The 26,428-nt window shown below is 55.9% G+C and carries 21 protein-coding genes; 7 read left to right on the forward strand and 14 right to left on the reverse strand.

The window, feature by feature from the left end:
* Nucleotides 1-36: 36 nt before the first annotated feature.
* A complete protein-coding gene (locus ACFFSY_RS20970; protein ID WP_377497681.1) occupies nucleotides 37-1,212 on the reverse strand; it encodes a helix-turn-helix domain-containing protein in 1,176 nt (391 codons plus the stop codon).
* A 149-nt stretch (nucleotides 1,213-1,361) separates the two neighbouring features.
* Here ACFFSY_RS20970 and ACFFSY_RS20975 point away from each other — a divergent pair, with 149 nt between their 5' ends.
* Genes ACFFSY_RS20975 through ACFFSY_RS20985 form a run of 3 tightly spaced genes read left to right on the forward strand, consistent with a single transcriptional unit; the run spans nucleotide 1,362 to nucleotide 4,380 of the window.
* On the forward strand, nucleotides 1,362-2,948 hold the full coding sequence (locus tag ACFFSY_RS20975) for an FAD-dependent oxidoreductase (RefSeq protein WP_377497683.1): 1,587 nt from the start codon (nucleotides 1,362-1,364) through the stop codon (nucleotides 2,946-2,948).
* Nucleotides 2,949-3,326 (forward strand): 4Fe-4S dicluster domain-containing protein, encoded by a 378-nt coding sequence (locus tag ACFFSY_RS20980; RefSeq protein ID WP_377497685.1) that lies wholly within the window; start codon nucleotides 2,949-2,951, stop codon nucleotides 3,324-3,326.
* Nucleotides 3,319-4,380, forward strand: a complete 1,062-nt coding sequence (locus tag ACFFSY_RS20985; RefSeq protein ID WP_377497687.1) for an aliphatic sulfonate ABC transporter substrate-binding protein — start codon at nucleotides 3,319-3,321, stop codon at nucleotides 4,378-4,380. Before ACFFSY_RS20980 ends, ACFFSY_RS20985 begins: the two co-directional genes overlap by 8 nt.
* Nucleotides 4,381-4,528: 148 nt before the next feature.
* On the opposite strand, the gene ACFFSY_RS20990 is transcribed toward ACFFSY_RS20985, so the two are convergent.
* The 6 genes from ACFFSY_RS20990 to ACFFSY_RS21015 form a co-directional block, all read right to left on the reverse strand.
* On the reverse strand, nucleotides 4,529-7,411 hold the full coding sequence (locus ACFFSY_RS20990; protein WP_377497689.1) for a glycosyl hydrolase family 18 protein: 2,883 nt from the start codon (nucleotides 7,409-7,411) through the stop codon (nucleotides 4,529-4,531).
* 584 nt (nucleotides 7,412-7,995) lie between these two features.
* On the reverse strand, nucleotides 7,996-9,012 hold the full coding sequence (locus ACFFSY_RS20995; protein ID WP_377497865.1) for an RluA family pseudouridine synthase: 1,017 nt from the start codon (nucleotides 9,010-9,012) through the stop codon (nucleotides 7,996-7,998).
* 173 nt (nucleotides 9,013-9,185) lie between these two features.
* Entirely contained in the window at nucleotides 9,186-9,560 is a 375-nt protein-coding gene (locus ACFFSY_RS21000) for a hypothetical protein (protein WP_377497691.1), read from the reverse strand.
* Between the two features lie 5 nt (nucleotides 9,561-9,565).
* The gene (locus ACFFSY_RS21005; protein ID WP_377497693.1) at nucleotides 9,566-10,762 is read right to left on the reverse strand and encodes a Ger(x)C family spore germination protein; all 1,197 of its coding nucleotides are present in this window, start codon (nucleotides 10,760-10,762) and stop codon (nucleotides 9,566-9,568) included.
* On the reverse strand, nucleotides 10,759-11,856 hold the full coding sequence (locus ACFFSY_RS21010) for a GerAB/ArcD/ProY family transporter (protein ID WP_377497695.1): 1,098 nt from the start codon (nucleotides 11,854-11,856) through the stop codon (nucleotides 10,759-10,761). Before ACFFSY_RS21010 ends, ACFFSY_RS21005 begins: the two co-directional genes overlap by 4 nt.
* 11 nt (nucleotides 11,857-11,867) lie before the next feature.
* A complete protein-coding gene (locus ACFFSY_RS21015) occupies nucleotides 11,868-13,409 on the reverse strand; it encodes a spore germination protein (protein ID WP_377497697.1) in 1,542 nt (513 codons plus the stop codon).
* A 369-nt stretch (nucleotides 13,410-13,778) separates the two neighbouring features.
* On the opposite strand from ACFFSY_RS21015, the gene ACFFSY_RS21020 reads away from it, so the two are divergent.
* On the forward strand, nucleotides 13,779-15,011 hold the full coding sequence (locus ACFFSY_RS21020) for a chitinase (protein WP_377497699.1): 1,233 nt from the start codon (nucleotides 13,779-13,781) through the stop codon (nucleotides 15,009-15,011).
* A gap of 69 nt (nucleotides 15,012-15,080) precedes the next feature.
* On the opposite strand, the gene ACFFSY_RS21025 is transcribed toward ACFFSY_RS21020, so the two are convergent.
* From ACFFSY_RS21025 to ACFFSY_RS21045, 5 genes are all read right to left on the reverse strand, one after another.
* Nucleotides 15,081-15,872 carry a helix-turn-helix domain-containing protein gene (locus ACFFSY_RS21025; protein WP_377497701.1) on the reverse strand — a complete coding sequence of 264 codons (792 nt, stop codon included), beginning with the start codon at nucleotides 15,870-15,872 and terminating at the stop codon, nucleotides 15,081-15,083.
* 176 nt (nucleotides 15,873-16,048) lie between these two features.
* Nucleotides 16,049-16,312, reverse strand: coding sequence for a hypothetical protein (locus tag ACFFSY_RS21030; protein ID WP_377497703.1), 264 nt, complete (start codon nucleotides 16,310-16,312; stop codon nucleotides 16,049-16,051).
* A gap of 179 nt (nucleotides 16,313-16,491) precedes the next feature.
* A complete protein-coding gene (locus tag ACFFSY_RS21035) occupies nucleotides 16,492-18,048 on the reverse strand; it encodes an ABC-F family ATP-binding cassette domain-containing protein (protein ID WP_377497704.1) in 1,557 nt (518 codons plus the stop codon).
* 100 nt (nucleotides 18,049-18,148) lie between these two features.
* Entirely contained in the window at nucleotides 18,149-19,393 is a 1,245-nt protein-coding gene (locus ACFFSY_RS21040; protein ID WP_377497706.1) for a hypothetical protein, read from the reverse strand.
* 171 nt (nucleotides 19,394-19,564) lie between these two features.
* The gene (locus ACFFSY_RS21045; RefSeq protein ID WP_377497708.1) at nucleotides 19,565-20,026 is read right to left on the reverse strand and encodes a hypothetical protein; all 462 of its coding nucleotides are present in this window, start codon (nucleotides 20,024-20,026) and stop codon (nucleotides 19,565-19,567) included.
* A gap of 215 nt (nucleotides 20,027-20,241) precedes the next feature.
* Between ACFFSY_RS21045 and ACFFSY_RS21050 the strand changes: the two genes are divergently transcribed.
* Nucleotides 20,242-20,589, forward strand: coding sequence for a KGG domain-containing protein (locus ACFFSY_RS21050; RefSeq protein WP_377497710.1), 348 nt, complete (start codon nucleotides 20,242-20,244; stop codon nucleotides 20,587-20,589).
* Nucleotides 20,590-20,756: 167 nt separating this feature from the next.
* Here ACFFSY_RS21050 and ACFFSY_RS21055 read toward each other — a convergent pair whose 3' ends face one another.
* Nucleotides 20,757-21,311 carry a TraR/DksA C4-type zinc finger protein gene (locus tag ACFFSY_RS21055; protein WP_377497712.1) on the reverse strand — a complete coding sequence of 185 codons (555 nt, stop codon included), beginning with the start codon at nucleotides 21,309-21,311 and terminating at the stop codon, nucleotides 20,757-20,759.
* Between the two features lie 204 nt (nucleotides 21,312-21,515).
* Here ACFFSY_RS21055 and ACFFSY_RS21060 point away from each other — a divergent pair, with 204 nt between their 5' ends.
* Nucleotides 21,516-22,997: a methyl-accepting chemotaxis protein gene (locus ACFFSY_RS21060; RefSeq protein ID WP_377497714.1), complete on the forward strand. Its 1,482-nt coding sequence runs from the start codon at nucleotides 21,516-21,518 to the stop codon at nucleotides 22,995-22,997.
* 596 nt (nucleotides 22,998-23,593) lie between these two features.
* Complete coding sequence (locus tag ACFFSY_RS21065; RefSeq protein WP_377497716.1) at nucleotides 23,594-24,583, forward strand: hypothetical protein; 990 nt, start codon at nucleotides 23,594-23,596, stop codon at nucleotides 24,581-24,583.
* A gap of 88 nt (nucleotides 24,584-24,671) precedes the next feature.
* Here ACFFSY_RS21065 and ACFFSY_RS21070 read toward each other — a convergent pair whose 3' ends face one another.
* Nucleotides 24,672-26,246: a sensor domain-containing diguanylate cyclase gene (locus ACFFSY_RS21070; protein ID WP_377497718.1), complete on the reverse strand. Its 1,575-nt coding sequence runs from the start codon at nucleotides 26,244-26,246 to the stop codon at nucleotides 24,672-24,674.
* Nucleotides 26,247-26,428: the final 182 nt, after the last annotated feature.

Raw genomic sequence — 26,428 nt, forward strand, 5'->3', positions numbered from 1 at the left:
AATCGCCCGCTGGAATGTCGCGATCTACTATATGGATTACCAGCCTCTCGACTCTGCTTGAATAGGCAGCTTGAGCTGTGCCGCCGCCTCCCGCAAAAAATGATCCCCAGCAAAATCGCGTCGCAAATGCCTCCAATCATCGGGGAGCGCGAAGGGTTGCCGGTAAGCGTTCATGCCGTGCAAGGAGGCCAGATCCTCCGCATAAACCGCAGCCTCCCAGCGAATCGACGCGATGACGCGAAGGACGATGTCGAACGGAAAGCCGGTCGCGCGGCTAATGAATCCCGCTGCCATGGCCGGCTGCTCGCGCAGGCACTGATGCGCCTTCAAATGCGCGCGCAAATAAGCGAAGACGAACGTTTCCCGCCCGGATAACCATTTCTCGTTCACGACGATTCCGGTCAAATAGTCCGCATCGCAGCCTTCGAATGGCAGCAACCGGCCCAGCCCGTAGGTTCGCGCCATCGTGGCGTAGGGCTCGCATACCGCCCAGGCGTCCGACGACGCCTGCAACATATCGTCGAAATTGCGGTCCGAATCCTGATCGACGATCACCGCATCCGTTGCGCTTGCGAAATCAAGCGATCGGCTAAGCCGATGCCACGAACTGGAGTGGCGCAGCGTCTTGATCGTCCGCTTCGACAGCTTGCTTAAATCGCGGATACCCGATCCGTCCTGCACGACGCACGACATGCCGCTTCCGGCCGCGCTCTTCCCGTCGAAGGCGAGCAATCTCGCCTTGAACGAAGGGAACAGTTCGCTGATTCGGTACAAATTCATCATGGGCAGATCGCCTAACGATGCGATGTGAAGCCGGCCGGCAACCATTTCCTCCAGCTGTCTGGGCCCATTCAAATCCACCCACCGGTACCGAGGCGTTCCGCTACCTGCTGTCCCTCCCATCTCTCGAAGCTCGGCATCCAGAAGGCCAAGCTCCCGGATCAAGACGGAGCCCCACATATGCGCATTTCGGCTTTGACAGCCGATGACGATGATGCCCCCATCGCCGTCCTCCTGTTGCCCGCGGGCGGCGACCAGCTCCGCATGGGCGCGAATCCAGACGTCCATCCGGTTCCGGTCGACATAGACGTCCCTGGCAATCTTGATTGTCGGGAAGCCGCGATCCTTGCGCCATCGGTTGATGGTCGAACGGCTGACCTGCAAATAATCCGCCGCCTCCTGCAATGAAATCAATTTCAATTCGATAGTCATTCGACCCTCCCATAAAATGGAACTCGAGCGCAATGGCGATCATTCGCGCGTCACTGCGATTCATCCTCTTGGCCGCTTTTCCGCGGTATGCTACTTTAATATCAAAGTAATCCAGTGGGATTTATATGTCAATCTTAGGAGGCACAAAAATGGTCCGAAGCGATTCGATTGCAATAACAGCCGACGTGCTCGTTCTCGGCGGCGGGCCCGCCGGTACTTGGGCAGCCTATATGGCCGCACGGGCAGGATGCAAAGTCGTGCTTGCCGATAAAGGATATTGCGGCAGCAGCGGAGCCACGGCTGCATCCGGCACCAATCTGTGGCAGCTGCACGCGCAGCCGGAGCAGCGGGAAGCGGAGATTGCCAAATTCTTAGCCCGCGGCAGCTCGCTTGCCAAACGGGAATGGCTGCAAGCCGTCCAGGCCCATACCGATCACGGTACGCTTGAGCTTATCCGGCTTGGCTATCCTTTCCCTAAGGATCTTAACGGGCAGCCGATCCGCCAAAGCTTGCAAGGTCCCGAATACATGCGGCTCATGCGCAAGACGATTCAGCAAGCCGGCGTGCGCATTCTCGATCACGCTCCCGCGACCCGGCTGCTGCGGGACGCGGATGGCGCCGGCGGCGCGGAAGGACTGCTTGTTCAAAGCGAGGGGGCGTGGCGCGTGGTTGCCCGATCGGTCGTCGTCGCCACAGGCGGCTGCGCCTTCCTAAGCGGCGCGCTCGGGACCAACGTGCTCACCGGCGACGGCCTGCTCATGGCCGCCGAGGCCGGCGCCGCGTTGTCCGGCATGGAATTCTCCAACGAGTACGGTCTCGCAAGCGGCTTCTCGTCCGTGACGAAGAACTTCTTCTTCCTTTGGGCGACCTTCACGACGGAGGACGGCACCGTGCTGGAGAAGCGCGACAAGCGGTCGATCGCGCGGTTGCTCTCCCGTCAACCCGTCTATGCCGTGTTGGACAAAGCCGATCCTTCCATTCAACGTGCGATGCGCGCGACCCAGCCGATCTTCTTCCTTCCCTTCGACCGGATGAGCATCGATCCGTTCACGCAGCGTTTCCCGATCGCCTTGCGGCTGGAAGGCACCGTGCGCGGCAACGGGGGCATTCATCTCACCGGGGCCGATTGCGCCACGACCGTTCCCGGGCTGTACGCGGCCGGCGATGCGGCGACGCGCGAGCTGGTCGCCGGCGCGACGACGGGCGGCGGCAGCATCAATGCCTCTTGGGCGATGACGTCGGGGCGGATCGCGGGTCAAGCCGCCGCCTCTTACGCCCTGGGCCTTTCACCGCGTCGCCAAGCGATGCATCCAGCAGCCGAGGCGCTCGAAGACCACGATCATACGCTCGATGCTGCCGCAGTCGAAAGGTTGATCGCGGACGTGCAAGCCGAGGTTATCCCCTTCGAACGCAATCTGTTCCGCACGGTACCCGGCTTGCACGATTCGCTCGGACGGCTTCATGCCTTGTGGCGCACGACCAGCCGGGCGGCGAGCGCAAGTCCCCTCGCGCGCGACCGTCTTCGATTGCGGGAGGCCGCGGCCATGGCCGCCACGGCGCGCTGGATGTACGCGTCCGCCCTGCAGCGCAAGGAAAGCCGCGGCATGCACGTCCTAGAGGATTTTCCCACGGAACGGCCCGAACTGGCGAACCGATTGCTCGTCAGCGGACTGGACGAGTTCGCGTTTCGGTACGAAGAGCAATCGCAACACGACAAGAAAGAGGTGAGCCGCTAGATGATCGAACTACTCAGCAGCGAGCGGTGCATCGATTGCTATCAATGCATCCGGGTGTGTCCCACGAACGTCTTCGACAAGGACGAGCGCCAGCACGCCGTCATCGCGCGCCAATCGGATTGCCAAACCTGCTTTATTTGCGAGGTGTATTGCCCTGCGGATGCGCTGTTCGTGTCTCCGATGCTAGCAGAAAGGCAAGCCATAACCGAGCATGACGTCGCCGCTTCGGGCTTGCTTGGCAGCTATCGGGAAATCGTCGGCTGGGGCAAAGGACGACGGTCGACCGCCTCGCAGGACCGTCACCACGAGTTGGCTGCGTCCTTAAGCGGGGGCGAGCCTCGCCACTATCATTCGGAAAGGAATGGAACACATGAATAAACGACGAATATACGGGCGTGTCGCGACATTGGCCTTCTTCATCTTGTTGGTGGCGGTGGCAACCGCCGGCTGCGGCGGACAGGAGACATCAGGTCCGCAAGCGGTAAGTGGCGCAGAGCCTGCAGCAGCGTCGAGCCCCCAGCCGGAGGAAACATCCAAATCAAACGACGGGACCGTCATTCGGATCGGCATACAAGGCAAAAGCGGCATTTTCAATTACGCGCAGGAGACCAAATGGTTCGAGCGGGCGTTCGAGCCAGATGGCGTCAAAGTGGAATGGGTGGAATTCACGAGCGGTCCGCCGCACTTCGAGGCGATCGCCTCGAACCGGCTCGACTTCGGCTGGGTCGGCGGCACGCCCGTCATCGCGGGCCAGACGGGCGGTATCGATTTCAAGGCGATCGCGGTCGTGGACGACGGCAAGAGCAACGGAATCGTCGTGCCGAAAGGCAGCGCGATCAAGAAGCTGGAAGACCTCAAGGGCAAGACGGTCGCCGTCGCCAAAGGCAGCAGCGCTTACAACTTCCTGTTCCAGGCGCTAAGCAAGGCCGGCTTGACCGGCGACGACATCCGGATGATCCAGCTGCAGCCCGACGAAGCCAGGGCGGCGTTCGATACCGGCGGCGTCGACGCCTGGGCAATCTGGGAATCGTATTTGACGACCGCCGTCATCCAGTCGGAAGCGACCGTGCTCGCCCGCGGCAGCGATCTGGGCATCGTCGCCCCAAGCTTCCTGATTGCCCGCACCGCGTTCGGGCAGGAGCATGCCGACCTCACCGTTCGATTCCTGGAAGCCTACCGGGATCTGAACCAATACATCAAAGATCATCTTGACGAGGTTGCCGAGACGATCGCGACCTCGCAAGGGCTCGATCTGACGATCATTCGCCCCGTCCTGCAGCAGACGCCGTTCCTGTTCTCGCCCATCACGCCGGATTATGCCAAAGCCCATCAGGCGCAGGCGGACTTCCTCTTCAAGGCCGGAGCAATCAAAAAACAGCTGGACACCTCGGTCGTCATCGATAATTCGTTCATCGAGCGTCTGCAGCCTTAATTTTTGGAGCGGGCTGGCGGATTCGCCTTCCGCAAGGAAACGAAAGAGAATACAGATGCTTATGCGACATGTACCTCGCAACAACCAAAGACCCGTTCCCCAAAACAAGGGAGAACGGGTCTTTGCATACAGCTTATCAATGCATAAATTATTTCTTCACGATTTCCTGATTGCCCGCGTTGTCCACGCCGTAGAATTCGACATTCACCGAGCCGTTCGCGGACGTCGGTACGAACGGAGCCGTATACGTCGTCCAGGCGCCGCCGTTGACGCGGTACTTGATCTCTTTCACGCCTGAGCCGGCCGCATTGTCGGTCGCGCTAAGCGTCCAAGTGTACCCTTTAATGTACTTCACGCCGCTCTTGGTCGCCCAGACCGGCGATACGCTGTACTTCGTGACCGGCGCGACCGTATCGACTTTGAGCGTGACGGATTTCTCCTGCTCGACATTGCCCGCTCCGTCGCGACTGTAGTAGGTCACTGTGTAAGAGACAGCTCCGGTCAGTTGGAACGGCGCCGTATATTCGGCTTCGCTGCCGCCGTTGATCCGATAGTACGTCTTCGCCACGCCCGAGCCGCCTTCGTTATCGGATGCGTTCAGGGAGATGGCAATATGATCCGCCTTGTACCATGCAGCCGCAGCCGCACCGTTCGCCAGCAGTTCCGTCGCCGGCGCGATCGTATCCAATGGCTGCGAAGGCGCTTGGTACGTCACGGCTTGGCTTGCCGCGGATACCTCAGCAATCGCTTCGCCGTCTTTGCGAATCGACAGCAGGTGGAATTTGTACGTTTGCTCCGGCGTGAGGCCAGTCAAGGCGAAGCTGGCATCCGTCGTATACCCGACATATACATCGTCGCGGAAGATTTCGTAACCTGCCGCGCCGGCTGCCGGTTCCCACGTCAGCGAGGCGCCTTCGATCTTCACCCCTGTCGGCGGCTGCAGCTCGCTTGCGTTGATCTGACCGCCATAACGCAAATCTTTCGCGAGCTGAGTCGACAGCGTGTCGTTCATGTCGCCACTGCTATCCCAGCTCATGACGCCGGCGAGATCCAGCGTCTTCACGAGCGAGCTCGTGTACATCATCGTCGTTTCATCATTGTAGCCGATCCACAGTTTGGTATCCGGGTTATACACGTAAGCTACTTTGGATTTCTCATTCCAATAACGGGTATACCCGTTCTTGTCGACGTAATTGTTCTGAATATCATAGTAGTCGTACAGGCCTGATTCCCACGTGCCTTCGCCCATGCCTTCGCACGTTTGGTATTGACCTTGCGGCGGACATCCCGTCCAGCCTTTGCCATAGAACGGTACGCCCAGCACCAGCTTGTAAGCGGGCAGTCCCGCGTTCAGATGGCCAAGGGCGCCGCCTCTAACCGTGCTGCGCGGACGCTTGTAAGGATGATTGTCGTCATAGTACACCGGCGAGTTGTGATGCGCCAGCTTCTCCCAGCTGCCGCTGAAATCGTACGTCATGATGTTGACGAAATCCAAATACTGCGTCGAGTTCGGGAAATCCGCATTCACCGGGAAGCTGTCCGATTGCGAGGAGGCGATTGTCAGCAAATAATATTTGCCATCTTCTGAGCCTGCCGCGTCGAGCGCCTCGCGCACCGTTCTCATGAGCAGCGTGAAGTTCTTCGGATCATCCGGGGAATGGATGTTGCCGTCCGCTCCGCCCGACACCGGGTATTCCCAGTCGATATCCAAGCCGTCGAAATCATACGCGCGCAGCACCTTCACGGCCGTATTCGCGAAATTGCGGCGCGTCTCTTCCGAGGCCGCCATCAACGAGAAATTCTTCGACCATGACCAGCCGCCGACCGTGGCGATCATGTTCAGCTGCGGGTTCGCCGCTTTCACCGCTTCGAACTCGCTGAAGTTGGCCAAGTCGAAAGACGGATCGCCCAGCACGATGCCGCCATCGAAGACATAATCTTTCTGCAGCGGCAGATCCGCGTTTTGGCACAGGTCGCCGGATGTATCTTTGCCCGACCAACAGAAATCAAGGAACGCATAGTTAATGTGCGTATAGTTGGATGCAGCCAGATCAGCCGGCACGTAATTGCGGCCCGTCTCGCTTCTTGCCCAAGACGTGTAATACGTTACCAAGTTGTAGTCGCTGCCCGGTACCGCGCGGATCGGCGCGCTCGCCTCCGACGTCCAAGACTCGTTCTTCGCTACAACGGAGAAGTTATAAGCTTGACCTTCGGTCAGCCCGGTCGCCGCGAAACGATTGGATGTGCTCGTACCCACAAGGGTTGCATCTTGATAGATCTCATACGACGTCGCGCCTTGTACCGGACCCCAGCCAAGCGCGACGGAGGATTGGTTGGCGGATACGATCTTCACGCCTTGCGGCGCGGAGAGCTGTCCTAACGTCAATGTCACGCGATTGCTCATCGCCGAAATCAGGCGAAGCGAGTCCTGCGCGCGGATGCGGAAGTTGACGGTGTCGCCGTCCTTCAAACCCAACTCTTCCAAGTTGATCGACGTCGACGTCGTCTCCCCGCCTTCGATCCAACGGAACCACGATTCGCCGCGATAAATCTCGTAGCCGACAGCTCTCGGGCTTGGCGTCCAGCTCAGCTGCAGCTCGCTGCCGACAAGGCTGCTTACCCGCAAATATTGCGGCGGCGTCAGCGGAGCCGGAGGGAGCTCGGTTGGATCGGCTTTCGGCGTCGTAATCGTTACGATGTTGCTCGGCTTGCTCTGTTTGCCGATCTCCGGCACTTGCGTGACGTAGAAAGAATACGTCTTCTCCGCATCAAGGCCGACGATCAGCTTCGGCGAGAAGCCGGACCAGGCTTTCCAGCCCCAGCCGCCGCTTTCGCCGACTTTCATATAGATTTGGTAGCCCAAGTTCGAATCGTTGCCGGGAACGGGGTCCCAGTTCAGTACGACTGAATCGGCTTTGACGTCCGTCGCATGAAGATTCTGAGGAATCGGGTAATCGGCTGGTTCAGCTGCGGAAGCGAGAGAGGCGCCAAATAAACTGAAAACGATTGCAAAACATAATACATAGGCCATTGTGCTTTTAGGTTTTCGTGCGCTGCGCGTATACAATAGTGTCACCTCGGCTATTTCGTTTTAGTGAATGAATTTGCTTGGCTTTCATTCGTACCTTGTGCCTAGTTAGCCTCTTGCGCCTCCCTTCCGTTCAACCTGCTGAGCCTACATTCCCTTCGATTGACCCATCTTTCGCTTACGTTAAGGAATTGTATACCTTTCTTCATAATGATACATTTCGTATCGTGATGAAAAGGGGGACATTTCTCTTGCAATAGGGATACTATTTTGCAAAATTACTAGAATTGTTAATTTGTGCGATTTATACGACTATATTCGACACCAGCGGCACATGCTGCATTCGCCAGTAACTGAAACATCCTACCATGGAAAGAAGGACTATTCGTCAATTTTTCCGGCTCTATTCCCATGGTGTCAAGGTACTGCGGCAGGATCTAGCGCAAGCGTCTGGAGCACTCGCCAAGTTGGCTAAAGGGGAGTATCCCGACGAAATGATGACGTAAACGGCAAAAAGGCCCGGATAACAAGATCCGAGCCTTCTGCGTCATATCGATTTGGCGGCGATGCGCCACGCTTGCCACATTTCAATTGCGGTGACGAGGCGTGCTCTCCCCTGTCTGGAACGGCTGTAAGAATGACTTAGGGATATCCGTCTCGAACCGCATCGATTCACCCGACGTCGGATGCACGAATGCCAGCACTCGCGCATGAAGGCCGAGACGATTCAGCAGCTTCAATCTCGCCCCGTACTTCTTGTCGCCGACAATCGGATGCCCGATATCTTCCATATGCACCCGGATTTGATTCTTCCGTCCGGTCTCCAGCCGCACTTCCAGCAGACTAACCGTCTTGTTCGTCTCCAGTGTCTTGTAATGCGTCACGGCATGTTGACCGTCGTTCGGGTAGGGACTCGAATACATCTTGAGCGTCTTGCTCTCCTTCAGCCAGGAGGTCACCGTCCCTTCGGACTTCTTCACCCAGCCTTCCACCAGCGCGATGTACGAACGCTCCGTTACCGCGTTCTGCCAGTCGTTCTGCAGCTGCTGTTGAACGTACTCGCTCTTGGCGAACATCATGACCCCGGACGTATCCCGGTCCAGCCGGTGCACAACGAATATCCGGCTTGCGGGATCGGCCTCGCGTACATGCGCCGTCAATTGCCGGTATGCCGTCAGCTCGTTCTCTTTGTCGGATGCGATCGACAGCAGCCCGGAATCCTTGTGAACGACGATGAGATCGTCGTCTTCGTGCAGGATTCTCAGGCCGATCAACGGCGCTCGTTCCACGATCAACCCGTGGCTGACTGCTACCGTTGCGCCTGGCTGAAGCAGATGATTGTACAGCTTGACGACTTCACCGTTCACGGCAATTTGACCGCGAGCCAACATTGATTTGACGGCGTTTCGCCCTTTGTCCTTGAGGTGGAGCAGCAGGAAAGGAAGGAGCTCCGACTGCTCAAGGACGGCATATTGCCGCTCTTGATTGCGCTTCTTCTCCGGTCTAGCGGATGACTCTCGCTCGCCTCGCCGTTCGTTCCGCCGTTCACCGGGCCGCGGGGCTGCGACTCCTCGGCCGCCTTTACTTGCCGCGCGCGGACTCATGCCCTGCGACGATGACCTCGGCGTACGCTTGTCCGATCCCACATCCCCTTCGTGCCGTCTGCGGCGTTCTCTATCTCGATCTTGCGCCATGCTCATGCTCGCTCCGTTTCCTCGTTCAGATTCATTCACTATACCACATGCGAATGGTCCCGAGAAAGCCGCCGCATGAACAGCTACTCTTCTGTATTGGACGCGGACGAACCGTGCTTACCGCTGCTGGACGGTTGGGTGTCCGCCGCTTCGCCCGTCCCGTTACCGGAATCATGACGATCGGAAGCGCCTGGATTAGCAGATTGCTGGTCAGCGTCTGCGTCTGCGTTTGCGACTTCGTCTGCGTTTGCGTCTGGGTCTGCGCCCTGGTTCGGCCTCTGACCTCCTGCGTTCACGCCTTGCTCCTTGCTTTGCGCGTTCGCTTGCACCCATGGCGGGTCGCCGTACTGATGCAGCCGCAGGTTGATGAAATAGATGAGATAGGGGATCAACCCGGATAGCAGCGCGCAGAAGAAAGACGAGCCTGACGGCATATTGCCCACGATCTGCTTCCACATGGCGATCATTCCCTTTCGCTTTGGTTAATGTTCCCCAGCCGGCGGATATTCACTTCCGCTTTCACCTCGACGTCGGCTTCGGTGAACAGCTGCTTCCCTTCCTCCCAGTTCTCGCTCATTTCTTTCCAGGACATCATCTTATTCTGATACAGGTAAAGCCCAAGTCCGATGGCATCCTTCTTGTATTTCTTTTGCAGCGTTTGGAGCGTCTTCTTGCTTAGTTTGACGATCTCTTTGGCGAACAATTGCTCCATCTCGCGGATCGCCGATAACTTCGTCACGTCGAGCTTCTGGATCGACTTTCCGATCGTTCCTTCCGCTTTGATGCTGACCGTAAACTTGTAGTGTCCATTCTCCCGTCTGGCTTTAATTTTTCTCGTCGCGTGCTCGATATCCAGATCGATGATTTGATCGTCCAAGTTCGTTTCGACGACACCGCCTTTCACTTCGCCCTTTAGGAAGTTCAGCCCTCCCGTCTCCGTTCCGCTCAAGAACCCAACAAACCGGTGGTCACTATCGAACAGTGCCGCGCCGGTTAGCGAAATGCCGTCTGCGTAACTGCTGATCTTCTGTATCGTGAAGCTTACGTTCTTCAAGATTTGTTCGTGAACATAGCCGATCCGGGATTCCGGGCGCATGTAGCTCGTTTTCTTATAGTTGTTGAGTGTGGAGTCTATATAGGCCACGGGATAGGATTCGTTCATCGACTTCACGGACAACAGGGCATTTGCGCTGCCATCCGCGATCAGAACGTTAATATCTCGACGCATCTCATTGTTGCGAAGGAAAAAATCGAGAATGTCGGCAAAATCGGTCTGGTTACCTTGAACGGCTTCATTCGATATGATGATCACTTGCAAATGCTCAAAATACGGCGTTCGACTTGTCTTCGCGGACATTCGGGCAGTGAGCGCCATCATGGATCGTTCGGTTACGCTCAAATTAAAATAAGCCGCTCCGGGCTTACCGGCATCCTTGTTCCCGCTGCGCAGCCCTGAAGGAATCAACATTTGGTAAGTCCCAACTAACTCCGGCGCCTTGCCTAGTTTCTGAGAAGTCTCTTCCTTCCGGTTCGACTTGTCGATCGCGACGCCCGCGACGAACCCCCGCTGGTCGATCTCCACCCTGTCCCAACATGCGCTAAGCAAGACGGGAAGGAGCAGAAACAGCAGCGCGATGACAAAACCTCGCCAATGTCTCATTTGCCCATCCCCTTCGCTTTGGCGATCACGAACAGAACTAACACCATGCCGATGATCAGAAATCCCATGTAGCTGATGATTTCGCCAAAATGCGCGAATTCGATCACGTTTTTCGGGAACATGCTGATCAAATATACGAACGGGCACATGACGGCGACCAATTGCAGACGGTTACCTTTGCCCACAATGGAATGCGCGGTATGAACGGCGATGTCGAGCGCCATCGAGGCGGTATTGAATATCGTCATGATCCATATCGTGAAAAAAATCGACTCCGTCCGTTCAAAAAACTCGCCGGGGATTTTCACTTCTTTCGCAAGCTCGATCGCCGGATAGCCGATCTCCCGCAGCGCCCACGGTGTAAACGTACCCACACAGATGAGATAAACAAGCATATACAGCAGCACCGGTATCGCCACGCCGATGACGGCGGCACGCGGCGCCTCTTTCGGACGTTTCATCATCGTCGTGTAGAACAAAATGATCTCGAAGCCCAGCATCGAAAAAACGGAATCCTTAGCCCCGAGTGTCAAGTGCTTCAGATCGGTAACGAAAAATGGCTTGAGATCCTCCCAGTGCACGATGCTATTGCTAAAGAAAAGCAGCATAAGCGTTACGATGATGACGATCGGGAAGAACATCGTATTGAGACGAAGAAGTCCGATGCGCGTCCCCGATACCGCATAGGCTACGATAAGCAGGAAAACAAGCGAGATATATTCGGTCGGCGTCTGGTCGAATAGATAGGTCTTGGATATATTCGCGATAGCCCGAACTTCGTAGGAAACGAATGAGACGAAATAGACGGACATCATGGCGGTAATGACGATCGCGACCGGCTTCGTGACGAGCGAACGGACATATTCGAAGAAGGTGCCGCCAGCGTACATCCCGGCGAATTTGGCCAACAGATAGGCGATCAGCGCAGTCGCTCCCCCCGCCATCAGTATGGAAATCCATCCGTCGGACGAAGTTGTCGTGCCCGCCAGTATCCGCGGAAGCGTCAAGATGCCGACGCCGATGATCATAGAAGAAATCGTGATCGCCACTTCTTTCGTTTCGACTTTGTTGTCGTCATACTCCCAGTGATTCATGCAGATCACCACTATTCCGTATTCAATCGTTTCTTATCCTTGGTTTGCATCATGCGCGGCCGATCCTTCAAATAACTGATAGGCGCCCTCAGGATGACATCCTTCCAATCTTGCAAGTATAACGGCGCGAACGGCGTCGAGTACGGAATGCCGAAGCTTCTCAAATTCACGAAATGGATGTTGATCATGATGTACCCGAGAATGATCCCGTACAAGCCGAATATCGAAGCAGCCACCATCATCGCGAAACGAAGAATGCGAAGCGCGATCGCGAACGAATAAGACGGGAACGAGAATGACGCAATCGCGGTTACCGCCACGACGATGACCATGATCGGACTGACGATGCCGGCCGCGACGGCCGCCTCTCCGATAACAAGACCGCCTACGATGCCGATCGTCTGTCCGATCGGCTTCGGCAGCCGTATCCCCGCTTCTCGCAGCAATTCAAGCGTCGTCTCCATAATGAACGCTTCGATCACCGCCGGGAACGGCACGCCTTCCCTTGCACCGGCAATCGAGAATGCCAGCCTCGAGGGGATCAGGCCGTGATGAAACTCCAGCAGCGCGATGTAGAGGGCAGGCAGGAACGTCGCGATAGCGGCGGCCAATAGCCGAAGGATCCGAGTTAACGTCGCAAGCAGCCAGTTCTGATAGAAGTCCTCCGGCGATTGCAAATTCGAAGAGAACGTAATGGGCATCACGAGCGCGAACGGATCGCCGTCCACCATGACCGATAATCGGCCTTGCTGTAGAGCACCCGTCACTTTATCCGGCCTCTCCGTGCTGGAGATTAGCGGGAACGGGCTCATGAAGCTGTCGGACATCCACTGCTCAACCGTCCCCGAGCCTTCCACATCGTCGATATCCAAACTTTCGATCCGGCGAATGGCTTCCTGCACGATGCCGCGATTGGCTACGCCTTCGATATAGAGCATGACGACATTCTTCTTCGACCGTCTACCCATCCTAAACGATAAAATGCGCAGGTCCGGAACGCGGATTCGCCGTCTAATCAGCGATACGTTCGTACGCACATCTTCGACGAACCCCTCGCGCGAGCCGCGTATGATCGATTCCGTCAACGGCTCTTCGACGCCCCGGCTTTTCCAGCCAGCGCTGCCGACGGCGATCGCCTGCCTGCTGCCGCTCAGGAAGAGCACCGTGTCGCCGCCGAGAATCGTATTCACGACCTCTTCTTGCGTCTCGAGCACCTCGACATCGACAGAAGTCAACACTTCGCGGACGACGAGATGGATCGCTTGCTGCTGCGAATCGTTCGCGTCCTCATACTGCTGCAGCAGCGGTTTCATCACCTGGCTTTGCACCAAGTCTTTGTCGACCAAACTGTCGAAAAAAATCAGCGCGCAGGGAAGCTGATTGGCGCCAATCGTAAAATGACGGACGATCAAGTCGTCCGGAGATCTCAAAATCGCCAGGATGCATTCGAGATTCAATCTCAGCTCCGTACGCAGCGGCAGCGGTTCGCTGTTCGGCTCCCGCCCAGCCGCACGCTGGATTCTGGCGCCAGCTAGTTTCATCCGATTCAACATGGCATAGTCCTTCCTTTTACTCCATGTGCTTCCTCTTACTATTCGCCAGCGCCGTCCGCTTTATTCCAGCGTCAGCCAGTCCGAACGTCCCGCGTTCTTCGTTAGACTCAGCTAACGCCACTTATTGGGCGCTTAGTAAGCTAGTCTCAGCCGCTTGTTCGGTTCGTCAATTCTTCACAGCGCTTTACAGCATTCATGCATGGCTATTGTCTCTGGCTTGCTTACGAGCGCTGACTTTCGACGATTGTCCGCTTCATTCGCCGCCTTCGCACATCCTCGGATGCAGGCAGGCACGACTATATACAAACGCTTACATTATCCTAATAATTAGTTTGGAAAACAAATTTTCTGTTATAAAGGAGAGATCCTATGCGTGAATGGAAAGGTCCTATATCGAGCAGATTCGTTCACCGCGCGATCATGATGGCGCTTGGTGCAACGCTTCTGATCTCCCCGCTTGCGGCATCTGCCGCCGGACAATCTGTCCCGGCATCGGCAAGCAGCAGCCATCTCCAACAAACGAACCAAGGCAGTTCGCTGTTAGTGGGCGAGAACCGGGTGTTAAGCAAGAAAGAAGTTCGAAGGGAATGGGACGGCATTGATGAGGAATACAGCTCGGCCCAAGCGGTTAATACCGTCAAAGCGCTGCTGCCCGTGGAAGACTTCGAGGCATTGTTCCCTTACCGTCTAGGATCGCCGCAGTGGTTCACCGCCGCGCAAGGCAAGGAGTATTACAAGGCGAATCAAACGGACTACTTCTCGTATGATAATCTCATTGCGGCCGTCACCGAAGTCGCCAACTTGAAATTAAAGATTAACACCCGAGTCGGCTCGAACGCGCAGGAAATCTTGCGTCTGGACAAAGAAGCCAAAGTGGAGACGCTCGTCTCCCGAGCGGACGACTTCAATTCAGCCTCAAATAAGAAGCTCGCCATCCGTACGGAAATCGTCGATTTCGGCACCTTTCTGAAAGAGGGCTTCAAGAAAGACCGCAAGCGGGAGCTGGCCGCCTTCCTGGCCAACCTCTCCCATGAAACCGGCGGCGGTTGGGATGCCGCTCCAGGCGGTCCGCTGCGCTGGGGCTTATTCTGGAATGAGAATATTGCCGGCCGAACCGGCAAAAACATGGATCCGTTCGTGGACAAAAACAGCAGCGCGCTCTACCCTGGCTTCGAAGGCAAGCGTTACTACGGGCGCGGACCGATAATGCTGAGCTGGAATTTCAACTACGGGCTGTTCAGTTCGATTATCTACGGGGACAAAAACGTGCTTCTGCGCAATCCGGAGATCGTCGCCGCCGACGGGAAGGTCGGTTATATGACGGCGATACTATTCTGGATGACGCCGCAAACACCCAAACCGTCCGCACATGACGTGATGGCAGGCAAATGGAAGCCGACCCCGGAGCAAAAAGCCAAAGGACTCGGACAGCCCGGCTTCGGCGTATCGATCATGGTGCTCAACGGCCTCGAAGCGAATTTGGGGGAAGTGGAGGGAAGCCCTGTCAAACGGCGGGCAGGCCATTACAGGGAGATCTCGGCAAAGATGGGGGTAGACGTAGCGGGCGAGAAAATCGACACCCTCGGCATGCAGCCCTTCTAACGATAAACGGGTATACGCTCTCAGACGACGCCCGGGCAGCGAACTGGCCGGGCTAATCGTCCGCCTGCGCTACCTGCGGCCGCGCTCCATGCTGCGCAAGAAGCGCTGCATAAGCAAAGGAAGCGAAATGAGAATCGGCGGATCGTCCAGCCTCGGCTCGTATAGCGTCACATCTTGATATGGCACTTCGCTTCCCGGCTCGACGACGATGGGAATTCGCGTGCGGGAACGCAGCGTCGCACGAGGCAGGAGCGCTTCCTTCGCACCCATCTCCCAAGCAACCGCTGTCGCCATCAAATAATAAACGCCCGGCTTCACGTCGGTAATTCGGAATGCACCCAGCGATGGTATAAGGGTACCGAATATCGGCAGCCCTTCCGGGATCGGCTTGGCGAACAGACCGATGAGGACGACCCCGTCGAATGACGCATCAGCGGCGATTCGGCCTTCAATTCGATGCCTGCCGTTCTGAACGGAATCGGGCATTCTCCAATCCCTCAGCCTTTGCAGAAGGCGCAGACTGCCATCCGCCTCTTCGCCGCTCGCTCGAAATTGGGCCGGGGTCATTCCTACCCGTTCGGTGAACCGGGAGGTGAACGTCCCCAAGCTTTGCTGCCCGATCTCAAGTCCGATGTCGCGGATGCTCAAATTCGTACTCAGCAGCAGCTCCTTCGCGCGGCTAAGCCGATGCGACGATACGTAGTACAGCGGGGGGAGCCCCACCCTCTCTTTGAATATGCGCGTAAAATGGTACGGGCTGTACGCCGCCACGCGGGCAAGCCTCTCGAGCGGGAGCGGTTCGTCGATGTGTTTATGGATATAAGCAACAACCTCTTCGATTTCCGGAAACCGGTCCAGCACGTTGGAACCACCTCTTCGCCAAACCTATGCGCTTCAAGCACGCATGGCACGCCCCTCACGGAACAAACGTTCTCATCCGTTAATCTACCATATTTTTCATAAATACGGAAGTGGTCTGACAGAACTAATTTGCGCTTCAGAATGCCGCCACGCTTGCCCAATCAAAAAAAGCCGCTCTAGTGAGCGGCCGTCGTCCATTCCGATTTGCTGCTTTGGTAGCGATGAAGCGTGATGCGGATATTGTCCCGAAGCAGCTCGTGCTCGCGTTCCAGCCGATCTGGAACGATACGCACCTCGTCGACCCCCTCCAAATTAATGGCGTGTACATCGGCTTCCGAGATTAACGCCGTCAGCAGCGATTGATTCCTGCTTGCCGTGAGATAGCGGATGTTTCTTAGATCCATCTGGTCAATGACGAGAACTTTTCCTTCTTGATCCACATGATCACCCCTCGCAGAGTTTTCTACCATCCTGCTTCTCTTTAGTTCTCCGCCCGTCTTGTTTTTCCCTGCAACAGACTGGGTATATTCGGAAAATTTATCGCTTGACAACACGGCTGAATCCACCGCAAAAACCCATGAAAACCAGTGGTTTCCATGGGCCATAATCATAGCGTGATTTAGAACACCTTCGTCGTCCAGGACTCGCAGTTCCACGTATCCGTCACCACGTCGCGGTAAAATTCCGGTTCGTGGGAGATGAGCAGAATGCTGCCCTTGTAGGCTTTAAGCGCGCGCTTCAGCTCGTCTTTCGCGTCAACGTCCAAGTGGTTCGTCGGCTCATCGAGCACGAGCAGATTCGTCTCGCGGTTGATCAGCTTGCAAAGGCGAACCTTGGCTTTCTCGCCGCCGCTCAATACGGCGACTTTACTCTCGATGTGTTTGGTCGTAAGACCGCATTTGGCGAGCGCCGCGCGAACTTCGAACTGGTTCAACGACGGGAACTCGTTCCAGATCTCGTCGATGCACGTGTTGTAGTTCGCTTCCTTCATCTCCTGTTGGAAGTAACCGATATGCAGCGTTTCGCCAAGTTGAACCGAGCCCGACAGCGCCGGTATTTCGCCCAGGATGCTGCGCAGCAGCGTCGTCTTGCCAATGCCGTTCGCACCGACGAGCGCAATCTTCTGTCCACGTTCCATGCGCAAGTCCAGCGGTCTCGACAACGGGCTGTCGTATCCGATCACGAGCTCCTTCGTCTCGAAGATCAGCTTGCCGCTCGTGCGGGCGTCCTTGAAGTTGAATTGCGGCTTCGGCTTCTCCTTCGCCAGCTCGATGACGTCCATCTTGTCGAGCTTCTTCTGACGGGACATCGCCATGTTGCGGGTTGCCACGCTTGCCTTGTTGCGCGCGACGAAATCCTTCAGATCCGCGATTTCCTGCTGTTGGCGCTTGTAGGCGGACTCGAGCTGCTGTTTCTTCATTTCGTGTACTTTCAGGAAGTGGTCGTAATCGCCGACGTATCGGTTCAGCTCCTGATTCTCCATATGGTAGATCAGGTTGATGACGCTGTTCAGGAACGGAATATCGTGGGAAATGAGGATAAACGCGTTCTCGTACTCCTGCAAATAGCGCTTCAGCCACTCAATATGCACTTCATCCAAATAGTTCGTCGGCTCGTCAAGCAGCAGAATATCCGGCTTCTCGAGCAGCAGCTTCGCCAAGAGCACCTTCGTCCGCTGGCCGCCGCTTAGATCGTGCACGTCCTTGTCCAGGCCGATATCGGTCAAGCCCAGACCGCGGGCCGTCTCTTCGACTTTGGAATCGATCATGTAGAAATCCTGGGTCGTCAGCGTATCTTGGATCGTGCCGACGTCCTCCAGCAGCCGTTCCAGCTCATCCGGGTCAACCTCGCCCATCCGGCCGTACATGTCGTTCATCTCTTGTTCCATATCGAACAAATATTGGAAGGCGCCCTTCAACACGTCGCGGATCGTCATGCCTTTGCTCAAGACGGCATGCTGGTCCAGATAACCGACGCGCATCCGCTTCGACCATTCGACCTTCCCGTCGTCCGGCTGCAGTTTACCCGTAATAATGTTCATGAATGTGGATTTGCCTTCGCCGTTCGCGCCGACCAAGCCGATATGCTCGCCCTTCAGCAGGCGGAACGAAACGTCGTTAAAAATCGCGCGGTCGCCGAAGCCGTGGCTTAGCCGCTCTACGTTCAATATGCTCATGTATGACACCTTTTCTTTTAGTCTGTTTTCTCGCCTTATTATACTAGCTAGGCTGCGGCAACTCAATGCGCGAAATCGATTTTGGACAGCGGCAGAGAGCTTATTCTTCGTTTCGATGCTCCACCGCTGGACGCAGCGCCACCGCCATTCGCTCCAGCCTCGTGCGCAGCGCTACAAGATCCGGATAAGCGGCCGAGGCGGCCCGGGATAGCTGGCTGGCTATCCTCGATCTTGCTGAAGATGCGGTATCCATGTCGTCTATGGCGGCGGCCGAACTAGCCTGAAGGCCGATCCACCTCGAGATTGCCCGTCCGTCTCCCATGAGATCTGCCGCTTGCGCGACGTCTTGCCTGTCAAGGAAACGGAGCGCGCCTTTTAGCGGATTGCTGACGCGAAGCTCCTCCAGTTGAGCTGCATATGCTCCGAATTCCTCTTGCGTCATTCCCAAGCCGCCATAATTAGCGTCGTCGCTTTCCAGCAGCGTGCGAAGCCGTCCCGCGATGTCCTCAAGCGTATACAACGTCTCCGAAGGGTCTACTCCTATATCCGTGTCAAGCTCCATTAGCCAATCGGACCCTTGCACAGTGCCCGTTATCTCGCGATAGGCACGCCGGCGCTCGATGACCGCTTCCGCACGCAGCGGCGGCTGCTTCCCGCTTGCCTCCAGCTGCTGCAGCAATACTTTCAGCTTGCGGTCCGCGCGGCCGGCATATTCGTTCCCGGACGATTCGATTCGGTATGAACGCTTACCGGCGTCCCAGGACGTCAACATGCCTGCAACCGTAAGGCGTTCCGCTGATTCTTCCACACGGGCAAAATAGGCGAGCACGTCTTGAACGCGTTCCTCCGTCAATTCGGCCAGCACGAATTCGCCGTTCGGGGACGCGAGAGAAACGCGAAGCCCTCCCTGGTTCGCCGCTCCCGCCAACCAGGCCCCGAATGCCAAGACAGTCTGCTCCGGCAGTAATGCAGCCGCCCGACGCAACTCGTCCAAATCGCGTGAAGCCGAGATAAGCCGGACGAATGCTTTGGCTGCCGGAGCGGCCGGCGTCGTGCCGAATAAATCCGCGGCGCAATCGGAGGCCAGCACCAGCTCACCGCCAGACGCGCGGATCGTCCGCCATTCGTTATCTTGCCGGATCTTCGAAGAAGGTTTGCGCGAATTCGCATCCCAACGCGGATCAAGCAAGGCAAGCAGTGCGAGAAGCGCTCTCTGTGGTTGTTCCTCCGTCTGTTCCGCCGGCTGATCGGACAGCCGCTCTGTTCCCGTCATGTGAATCGTGAGCAGCTCTCGTTGGCGCTCTTCCGCCTCTCGAATTGCTGCCTCGATGCTCTCCGATATCATCTGTTCACCACCTCGGCTAATAGGGCCGCCGCACTGCAGCAGACCTGCCCCAACATTGTATATCCCATGCTTGCAGCTTGCTTCATGGGTTGGCGGACCCGGCATAGGCACTTCCTCGTGCTGTCAGGTGCGCAAATAAGCGTCTGCCGGCAGCAGACGCTCTCTATCGGTTCAGGCAGACGCCTGGTCTATCGCATCAAAGTAACTGGCCAGCGAGTGTTCGATAATGCGGTCGACGAAAGCCGGCTCGGCATCCGGCAGCAGCTTAAGCGCATACGCCCAAGCATTCTCTTCAATTAACAGCGCGGTATGAGCGGTCTCGACGGCTGCCATATTTTCTTCGAGTCTGCGGGCTAATTCCGGCAGGTTGGAATCTTCGGCGTGGCCGAGTTCATGGGCAAACACGACCTCGAAATAGTCGGCTAATTGTAAATCTGAGCCGAACAGCTGCATGCACTGGCTGGCGATTTCCGAAATATACATCGTGATGGTATGCGTCGATAAGCTGTATTTGCCCCCGATCATCCGCCCCCCGGGAAAGCTGTCTTCCAGCACAACGCGGACGCTGCTCCCGGACGACTCCAGCAGGCGCCGAACGAGGCGTTCCGCAATCGCCTTATCCAATTCCTTCACCTGTCTTTTCCTTGAAGATGTCATCTATTATATACGATGACGATGCGTTGTGGTAGTAGATCCGCGCCTCCACAGTAGCGATGACTCTTTCAATCCATCGTGCCCATGGTCCTAGGAGAATCTTACCATTTGATTCCCAATACGTTTGACCGGGACGGACAAGGGTAATGAGAACATGTAGCAAGTTCACAAAACCCGATAAGGAGTGATTCGTAATGGCAAACAACGACAAAATGAGCCGTGAAGAAGCAGGACGTATGGGTGGTGAAGAAACAGCGCGCAGCCATGACAAAGAATTCTATCAAGAAATCGGCCGCAAGGGCGGCGAGGAAACAGCCCGCACGCACGACAAAGAGTTCTACCAGGAGATTGGCGAGAAAGGCGGAGAAGCGACTTCTCGCAATCACGACAAGGAATTCTATCAGGAGATCGGTCGCAAAGGCGGCGAGTCCCGCAGCGACGACAATCGCGGCCGGAATAGCGATGACGGACAAGATGGCAAAATGAGCCGGGAAGAAGCCGGCAGAAAAGGCGGAGAAGCAAGAGCCCGCAATAACGACTAACATATATGACGTTCGTACTGCTATTTTGATCAAGCAAACGTCTTCACACACACGAAAGAAAGAAGAGCGGCCGAGTGGGCCGCTCTTCTTTCTTATGTCTCGAATTAATGATGGCGGACATGCAGAAGGCGATCCTTCGCCATATTCGGCGCCAGGATCGCCCCCTGTTACTTCCGCGTATTGCCCGTCGTCACCGTACCGCTCGAACTTCCGTAAGATTCCAATCGGTCCCAGGCGCCGGCGTCATCGAATCGGGCCGCTTGCTTTATCCGCTCATCATCCGCATTCAATTGCGACGCCGACGGGGTGGCGTCCGCTCCGCTCCCATCCGACGGACCATCCATGTCCTTGGCATGCGCGATGCATCGCGTCGTGGCTGGCAGCGCTTCGAGACGTTCGTATCGAATCGGCTTCCGGCATATCTCGCACAAGCCGTATTCCCCGCTATTCAAGCGATCAAGCGCGGCCTCGTTCTCCTCCAGCTTCAAGCGAAAATTATCGTCGATGGCCATATCCCGCTCACGTTCGAACGTCTCCGTACCCATATCGCCCGGATGATTGTCGTAAGCGGACAATTCGCCGACCGATTCGGTCGCAGACAATCCCCGCAAGCCATCTTCCGTTGTTTCTTCTTCAAAATGAGCATTCAACCGCTTCCGTTCGTCTTCGAGCAAGCGGCGCAATGTCTGGAGCTGTCCTACATTCAATTCCGTATTTGGCATCCGGCTTCCCTCCCTGGTCAAATATGGACATATTTACCCGTTCGTCGAAACGATTGAAGCAGATACGAACGAAGTATTGTCCATCGATGGTTCTCACATATAAAATGGGAGCGCCTTGCTGCCGATAATAATCATGGTGTCGTTTCAAGTAACCTGTACTTAACTGCGTACACACATTCATCCAGAAAGAAGGTCATGACTTCCATGCAAGCCGATTCGCAACCGCAAGGCAAGCGCGACGCCTTCTACACTTCGCAAGAGCGGGATATGATTCGCCGCAACAAGGTCGTGTTCGTCGCCCTCCTGATCGTCGCTCTCCTATCTCTCATGTCCGTGTTCGCGCTGGGTTCGATCACCGCGACCAGCATGATCCCGATCGGCTTATCGATCGTGAATACGACGATATTCGGCATTCTGCACTTCATGCGCAAAGGCATTCGGGTCATCGGCTATTACGCGATCGCGGGTACGCTGGTCAGTTCCACCTATTTGATGGTGGCCACGCCGGATTTGAATAACGTCTTCCTGATCTATTACGCCATCATGATGTCTCTCATCTACATGCGCCTTCCTCTCACTGCCGGTGTTAGTCTATGGGGGCTTGGCCTCCTTATCTTCCTGATTTCCAAAACCGACGATAGCAGCGCCGCAAGCGCTTATGTTATCTATTACTTGCTTCTGAACATCCTGTTCTTCTCGCTGCTGCGGGTGTCGAATTACGTCATGAAGGAGATCGAAGCTTCTCGGGCTGAGACGGAGCAGCTGCTCGCGGCGCAGCAGGCACAGAAAGAAGAGCTGATCGGCTTCGTGCGCAAACTATCGCACAATATGAGCGACATCTCGTCGAACAGCAGCCAGAATATGACTTCGTTCCAAGAGATGTCCCACGCCTTCCAACAGATTGCGGCCGGTTCGTCCGTCCAGATGGGAGCAACAGTCGAGATCGATGACAAAGTGAGCGAACTAGCCGGTATGACGCGTTCGATCGCCGAATCGAGCGCCACGCTCCGTCAAGAGGCACTGAACACGGGCGAGCTGTCCAAGTCCGGACAAACGCAGATGGAGCAGCTTATCGAGACGTTGACCCGCTTCAAGACCGACACGGACGCCATGACGGCCGAGTTCGGCGAATTGATTCGTCAGCTCGCGCAGACGAGCCAGTTCAGCGAGACGATCAAAGAGATCGCAAGCCAGACCAATCTGCTCTCGCTTAACGCGAGCATTGAAGCGGCACGCGCAGGCGAACACGGACAAGGATTCGCCGTCGTGGCAGCGGAGATCCGCAAGCTGGCGGATATGGCCGGCGGCGCCGCGGACGAAATCTCAAGCCGGTTGAATGCCTTCTCCCAACAGTCGAACGCGACGCTCGGCCGGATGGAACAGGTATCCGTACAAATGGAGCAAAGCTACGCCATGTCGAGCAATACCAAATCGGCATTCGAGAGCATCGATCGCGCCATCGTCAACTTGAGCCGCATCTCCGATGGATACGGCGACCATATGGCGCGAATGACGGATTCAGTCGATGCGATCAAATCGTCGACCGGCCACCTGGCCGCCGCCGCCGAACAAGCGAGCGCCTCCCTGCAGGAGCTGCTTGCAACGGTCGAGAATCTGCTGCATGGCAATGAACGCACAACCGGCAGCATCAGCGAGGTCGATCGCACGCTGCAAAATATCGGTTAAACCACAAAGAACCTTTTGCCCGGATGACTTGCGCGAATCTGGCAAAAGGTTTTTTTGACGTGGTGATCACTATTCCGACAGCTCGTCTTGTTTCCATGTTCAACCCGCAGGGCTTATGTTACGATGAGTGCATTGTCGTCCAAGCTTCTTCTGACTCGACTGCGTAAATACACAAGATAGTCCCACGCTAGACATGGTATCGGGCTGACTGCGCCCTATCTCACCTCCCAACGCCACTTCCCTTCTCGTTTTTCCATTTTAATAATAATTAACAATTATTACACTTTTCTATTATTTCTGTCACTTATACGTTATTTTGTCATTTTCCTCGTTGATGTCGATTACTGATGTGATACGATTATGGCGCAACGCCGAAATGCCACTTCGCACAATCCGGTTATTCGTACCACGCATGCTTTGGATGTGAGCTCTGTTGACTGAACAACGGCACCAAGACGGCATGAACCGGTATGATCGATCCCTGTGTCCGCCCCATTCCTGCCGTTTATGCCCAATCGCCGATCGTTTCGCCATCACTCTCCCAACTAACTTCCTGTACGCGTAACCTCCGTGCCAGCAAAGGAGGTGATTCATTTATGGTTTCAACGCTCCCGAAGTGGAGCGCGATGTACGCACACGTCAAATGGTTCATCGACGACTTCTCGTGGGCTCCTCAGCCGATGACGAAAGTGCTGACGGAAGGGTTCATGTATTGGTTCGGATTGACGATCGCGGGTCTGCTTCTCTGCTCCGTCTTGGCGGGACCGCTTGACCGGGTGCCGGCTATACGAAGCTTACATTCGTTTTTGAACCGATTCGTTCCTTACAAAATGGGGATTCTACGTGTCGGTCTCGGCATCGGGCTTGTGCTGCAGCTGCTCACCGGCACGTATTTGGCACCGGAATTCCCGCTTGACTCCTGGTGGATGTATACCCTGTTGATCGCGGCCGCCGCCGGTCTTGTCCACAAGAAGCTCCTCCCGATCAGCGGTGCGGCATTAGCCGTTCTCTACATCCGCACGGTTGCCGTCTATGGTCTATTCCACAGTCTGGACTACATGTTCTATGTCGGCATCATCTATTGTCTCATCACCGCAGGCACCAAGTGGAATCGCTCCGGTACCCATGTCATGTACATCTTCACCGGTCTATCGCTCGCTTGGCTGGCCATGGAGAAACTGACGCTTGCCAAACTCGCCTGCACCGTCATGCATAATTACGGACTGCCGACGATGGGATTCACGGTCGAAGATTTCGTGCTGATCTCCGCATTCGTCGAGCTCGGCCTTGCCTGGGCGTTCATCGTCGGCCTAATGAACCGCTTTACGGCGCTGCTCGTCACCGGCATATTCTTGTTTACCGCTTCGGTCTTCGGGGAGACCGAGGTGGTCGGCCATACGATTTTGCACACCCTCTTCCTGCTCTTCATAATCGAGGGAAGCGGCAGCTGGCAGACGCTGTTCAACCTTCACCGCTCGCTCGCCATGCGATGCCTGTTCGTCGCCGTCAACTTTTGCTTCCTGCTTTTCGCCATGATGGCGATTTATATTTGGATGGGACAGCCCGGCAATATTTTCAATGTGTGACGCTCGCCGCATTCGCCAGCTAACACAAAAAAAGCGGCTTCGCAGGTTGTGCCTGCAAAGCCGCTTCACTTCTTATATAGGATGATCGCTATGAAGCGAATACCGAGATGCCGTTCTTGCCGTTGCGCTTAACGCGGTACAGCGCCTCATCCGCGCTTCGCAGCAGATCGGTCAACGACAGGCCGTCCGACGGATAAGCGCTAACGCCGGCACTGTACGATATCGGAATCTTTTCTTGTCCGATCAAGAACGGATGTTGTCCAAGAGGTCCTAGACGATTAGTGATATCGCCCAGCAGCTCTTCTGTCCGAACCGGCTCGGGGATCAGTATGATGAACTCGTCACCGCCAAGCCTTCCCAGCACGTCGTCCGGTCTGGATGCCCGCCGCAAACAGGAGGAAATATGAATGAGGAAATCGTCCCCGGCCACATGACCGAACGTATCGTTGATCCATTTGAAGTTGTCCAGGTCGATCAATACGATCGCGAACCGCTGTCCGCGCTTCATCATGACGTCCGCTTGCTCGTTGACCGCCATTCGGTTGCACAGCCCCGTCAACGTATCATGATGGGCCAGATGCCGGTAGCGCTGCTCGGATTCTGCCAATCGGCGTTCCGCTTCCTTCAGCCTCGTTACGTCCGTCAAGTGAAGCACCAGCAGTTCCTCCTCGATACTGGGCAGCGCATCCGCTTGAACAAGAAATTCTGCACGCCCTCCCTCGGAAGCTGCGACATGCAGCTCGCCATCGATCCGAGGACGCTTGCCCGGCCTGCGTTCTTGCAGACGCTCGCGCAGCGTCGTGCCGTCGTCGAAGCAGAGGCAGCTCGTGGGGTCCATCGATGCTCCGCCGGATTCGAACACCATGGCCGCACGCGGATTCATCTCTTTGACCGCACCTTGCTTGTCCAGCAGAATGATAGCGTTCGGCCCCGATTCGAACAACGTATGGAACAGCTCCCGATAATCGGGAAGGAAATCGTATTTGTTAACGATCGTTCGCAGCGCGAGCACCCACAACAGGCAGCCCGAGAAGTATAGCGCCATCGATTCCGGACTCGTCGTGATCTCTGACTGGAGCAGCACCGTCACGAGCATGAACCATCCGAACATTGCCAGCAAGCTAAGGAGCAGTAATTGCAGTACCTTACGCTGCCGCGGATTGCGCGAACGACGCCAGCCAGCCGCCAATATGACAACGGAGGATAAAATATAACCGCCGACGAACGTGACCGCCAGTACCAGCATAATCGGATGGAGCGGAGTGACGCCGCCGGTGACCTCGGGGTTATAAAGCGACCGATCGTTAAATGTGATGAGCAGTATCGCATACAGCGAGAACGGAAGTCCGTATACGGCCGGGGTTATCCATCTCGCCAGCTTGCCCAGCGCTCCGCTAATGAGCAGGCATAGATGGATGAGCAGGCTGATCGTTAACAGCAGCATGGGCACGTTCCAGTAAAGGACGATCGGCACCTCGTACATGTTGTACAAGGTTGATTTGATATATTCCCCCATAAAATAGGAGAGCAACGTAAGCATAAGAAGCGACGCCACGCGGTTGTGCGGGCTTTTGCGATTACGGACGTACAGCGTGATCGCCATATAAAAGTAAACATAAGATGGAAGCAGTATCGTCAAAAAATCGAGCGATATTTCATTCATAATGCGCAGCCCTCGTCGCTGTCATGGATTGAACTAGGCGTTCATAGGTATTCCGAACTACCCAAAGCTATCGGTTAATTCTAACATGTTCCGTCATTCTCTTACAAAAAAAATATTCATAGTCATCTGTTTTTAAGTTTTTTTCGACTTTGTTCGACATGTCACTATCCATATTAACGTAA

Origin of the sequence: Paenibacillus aurantiacus, from assembly GCF_042431225.1 — a bacterium.
GTDB lineage: Bacteria > Bacillota > Bacilli > Paenibacillales > Paenibacillaceae > Paenibacillus_Z > Paenibacillus_Z aurantiacus.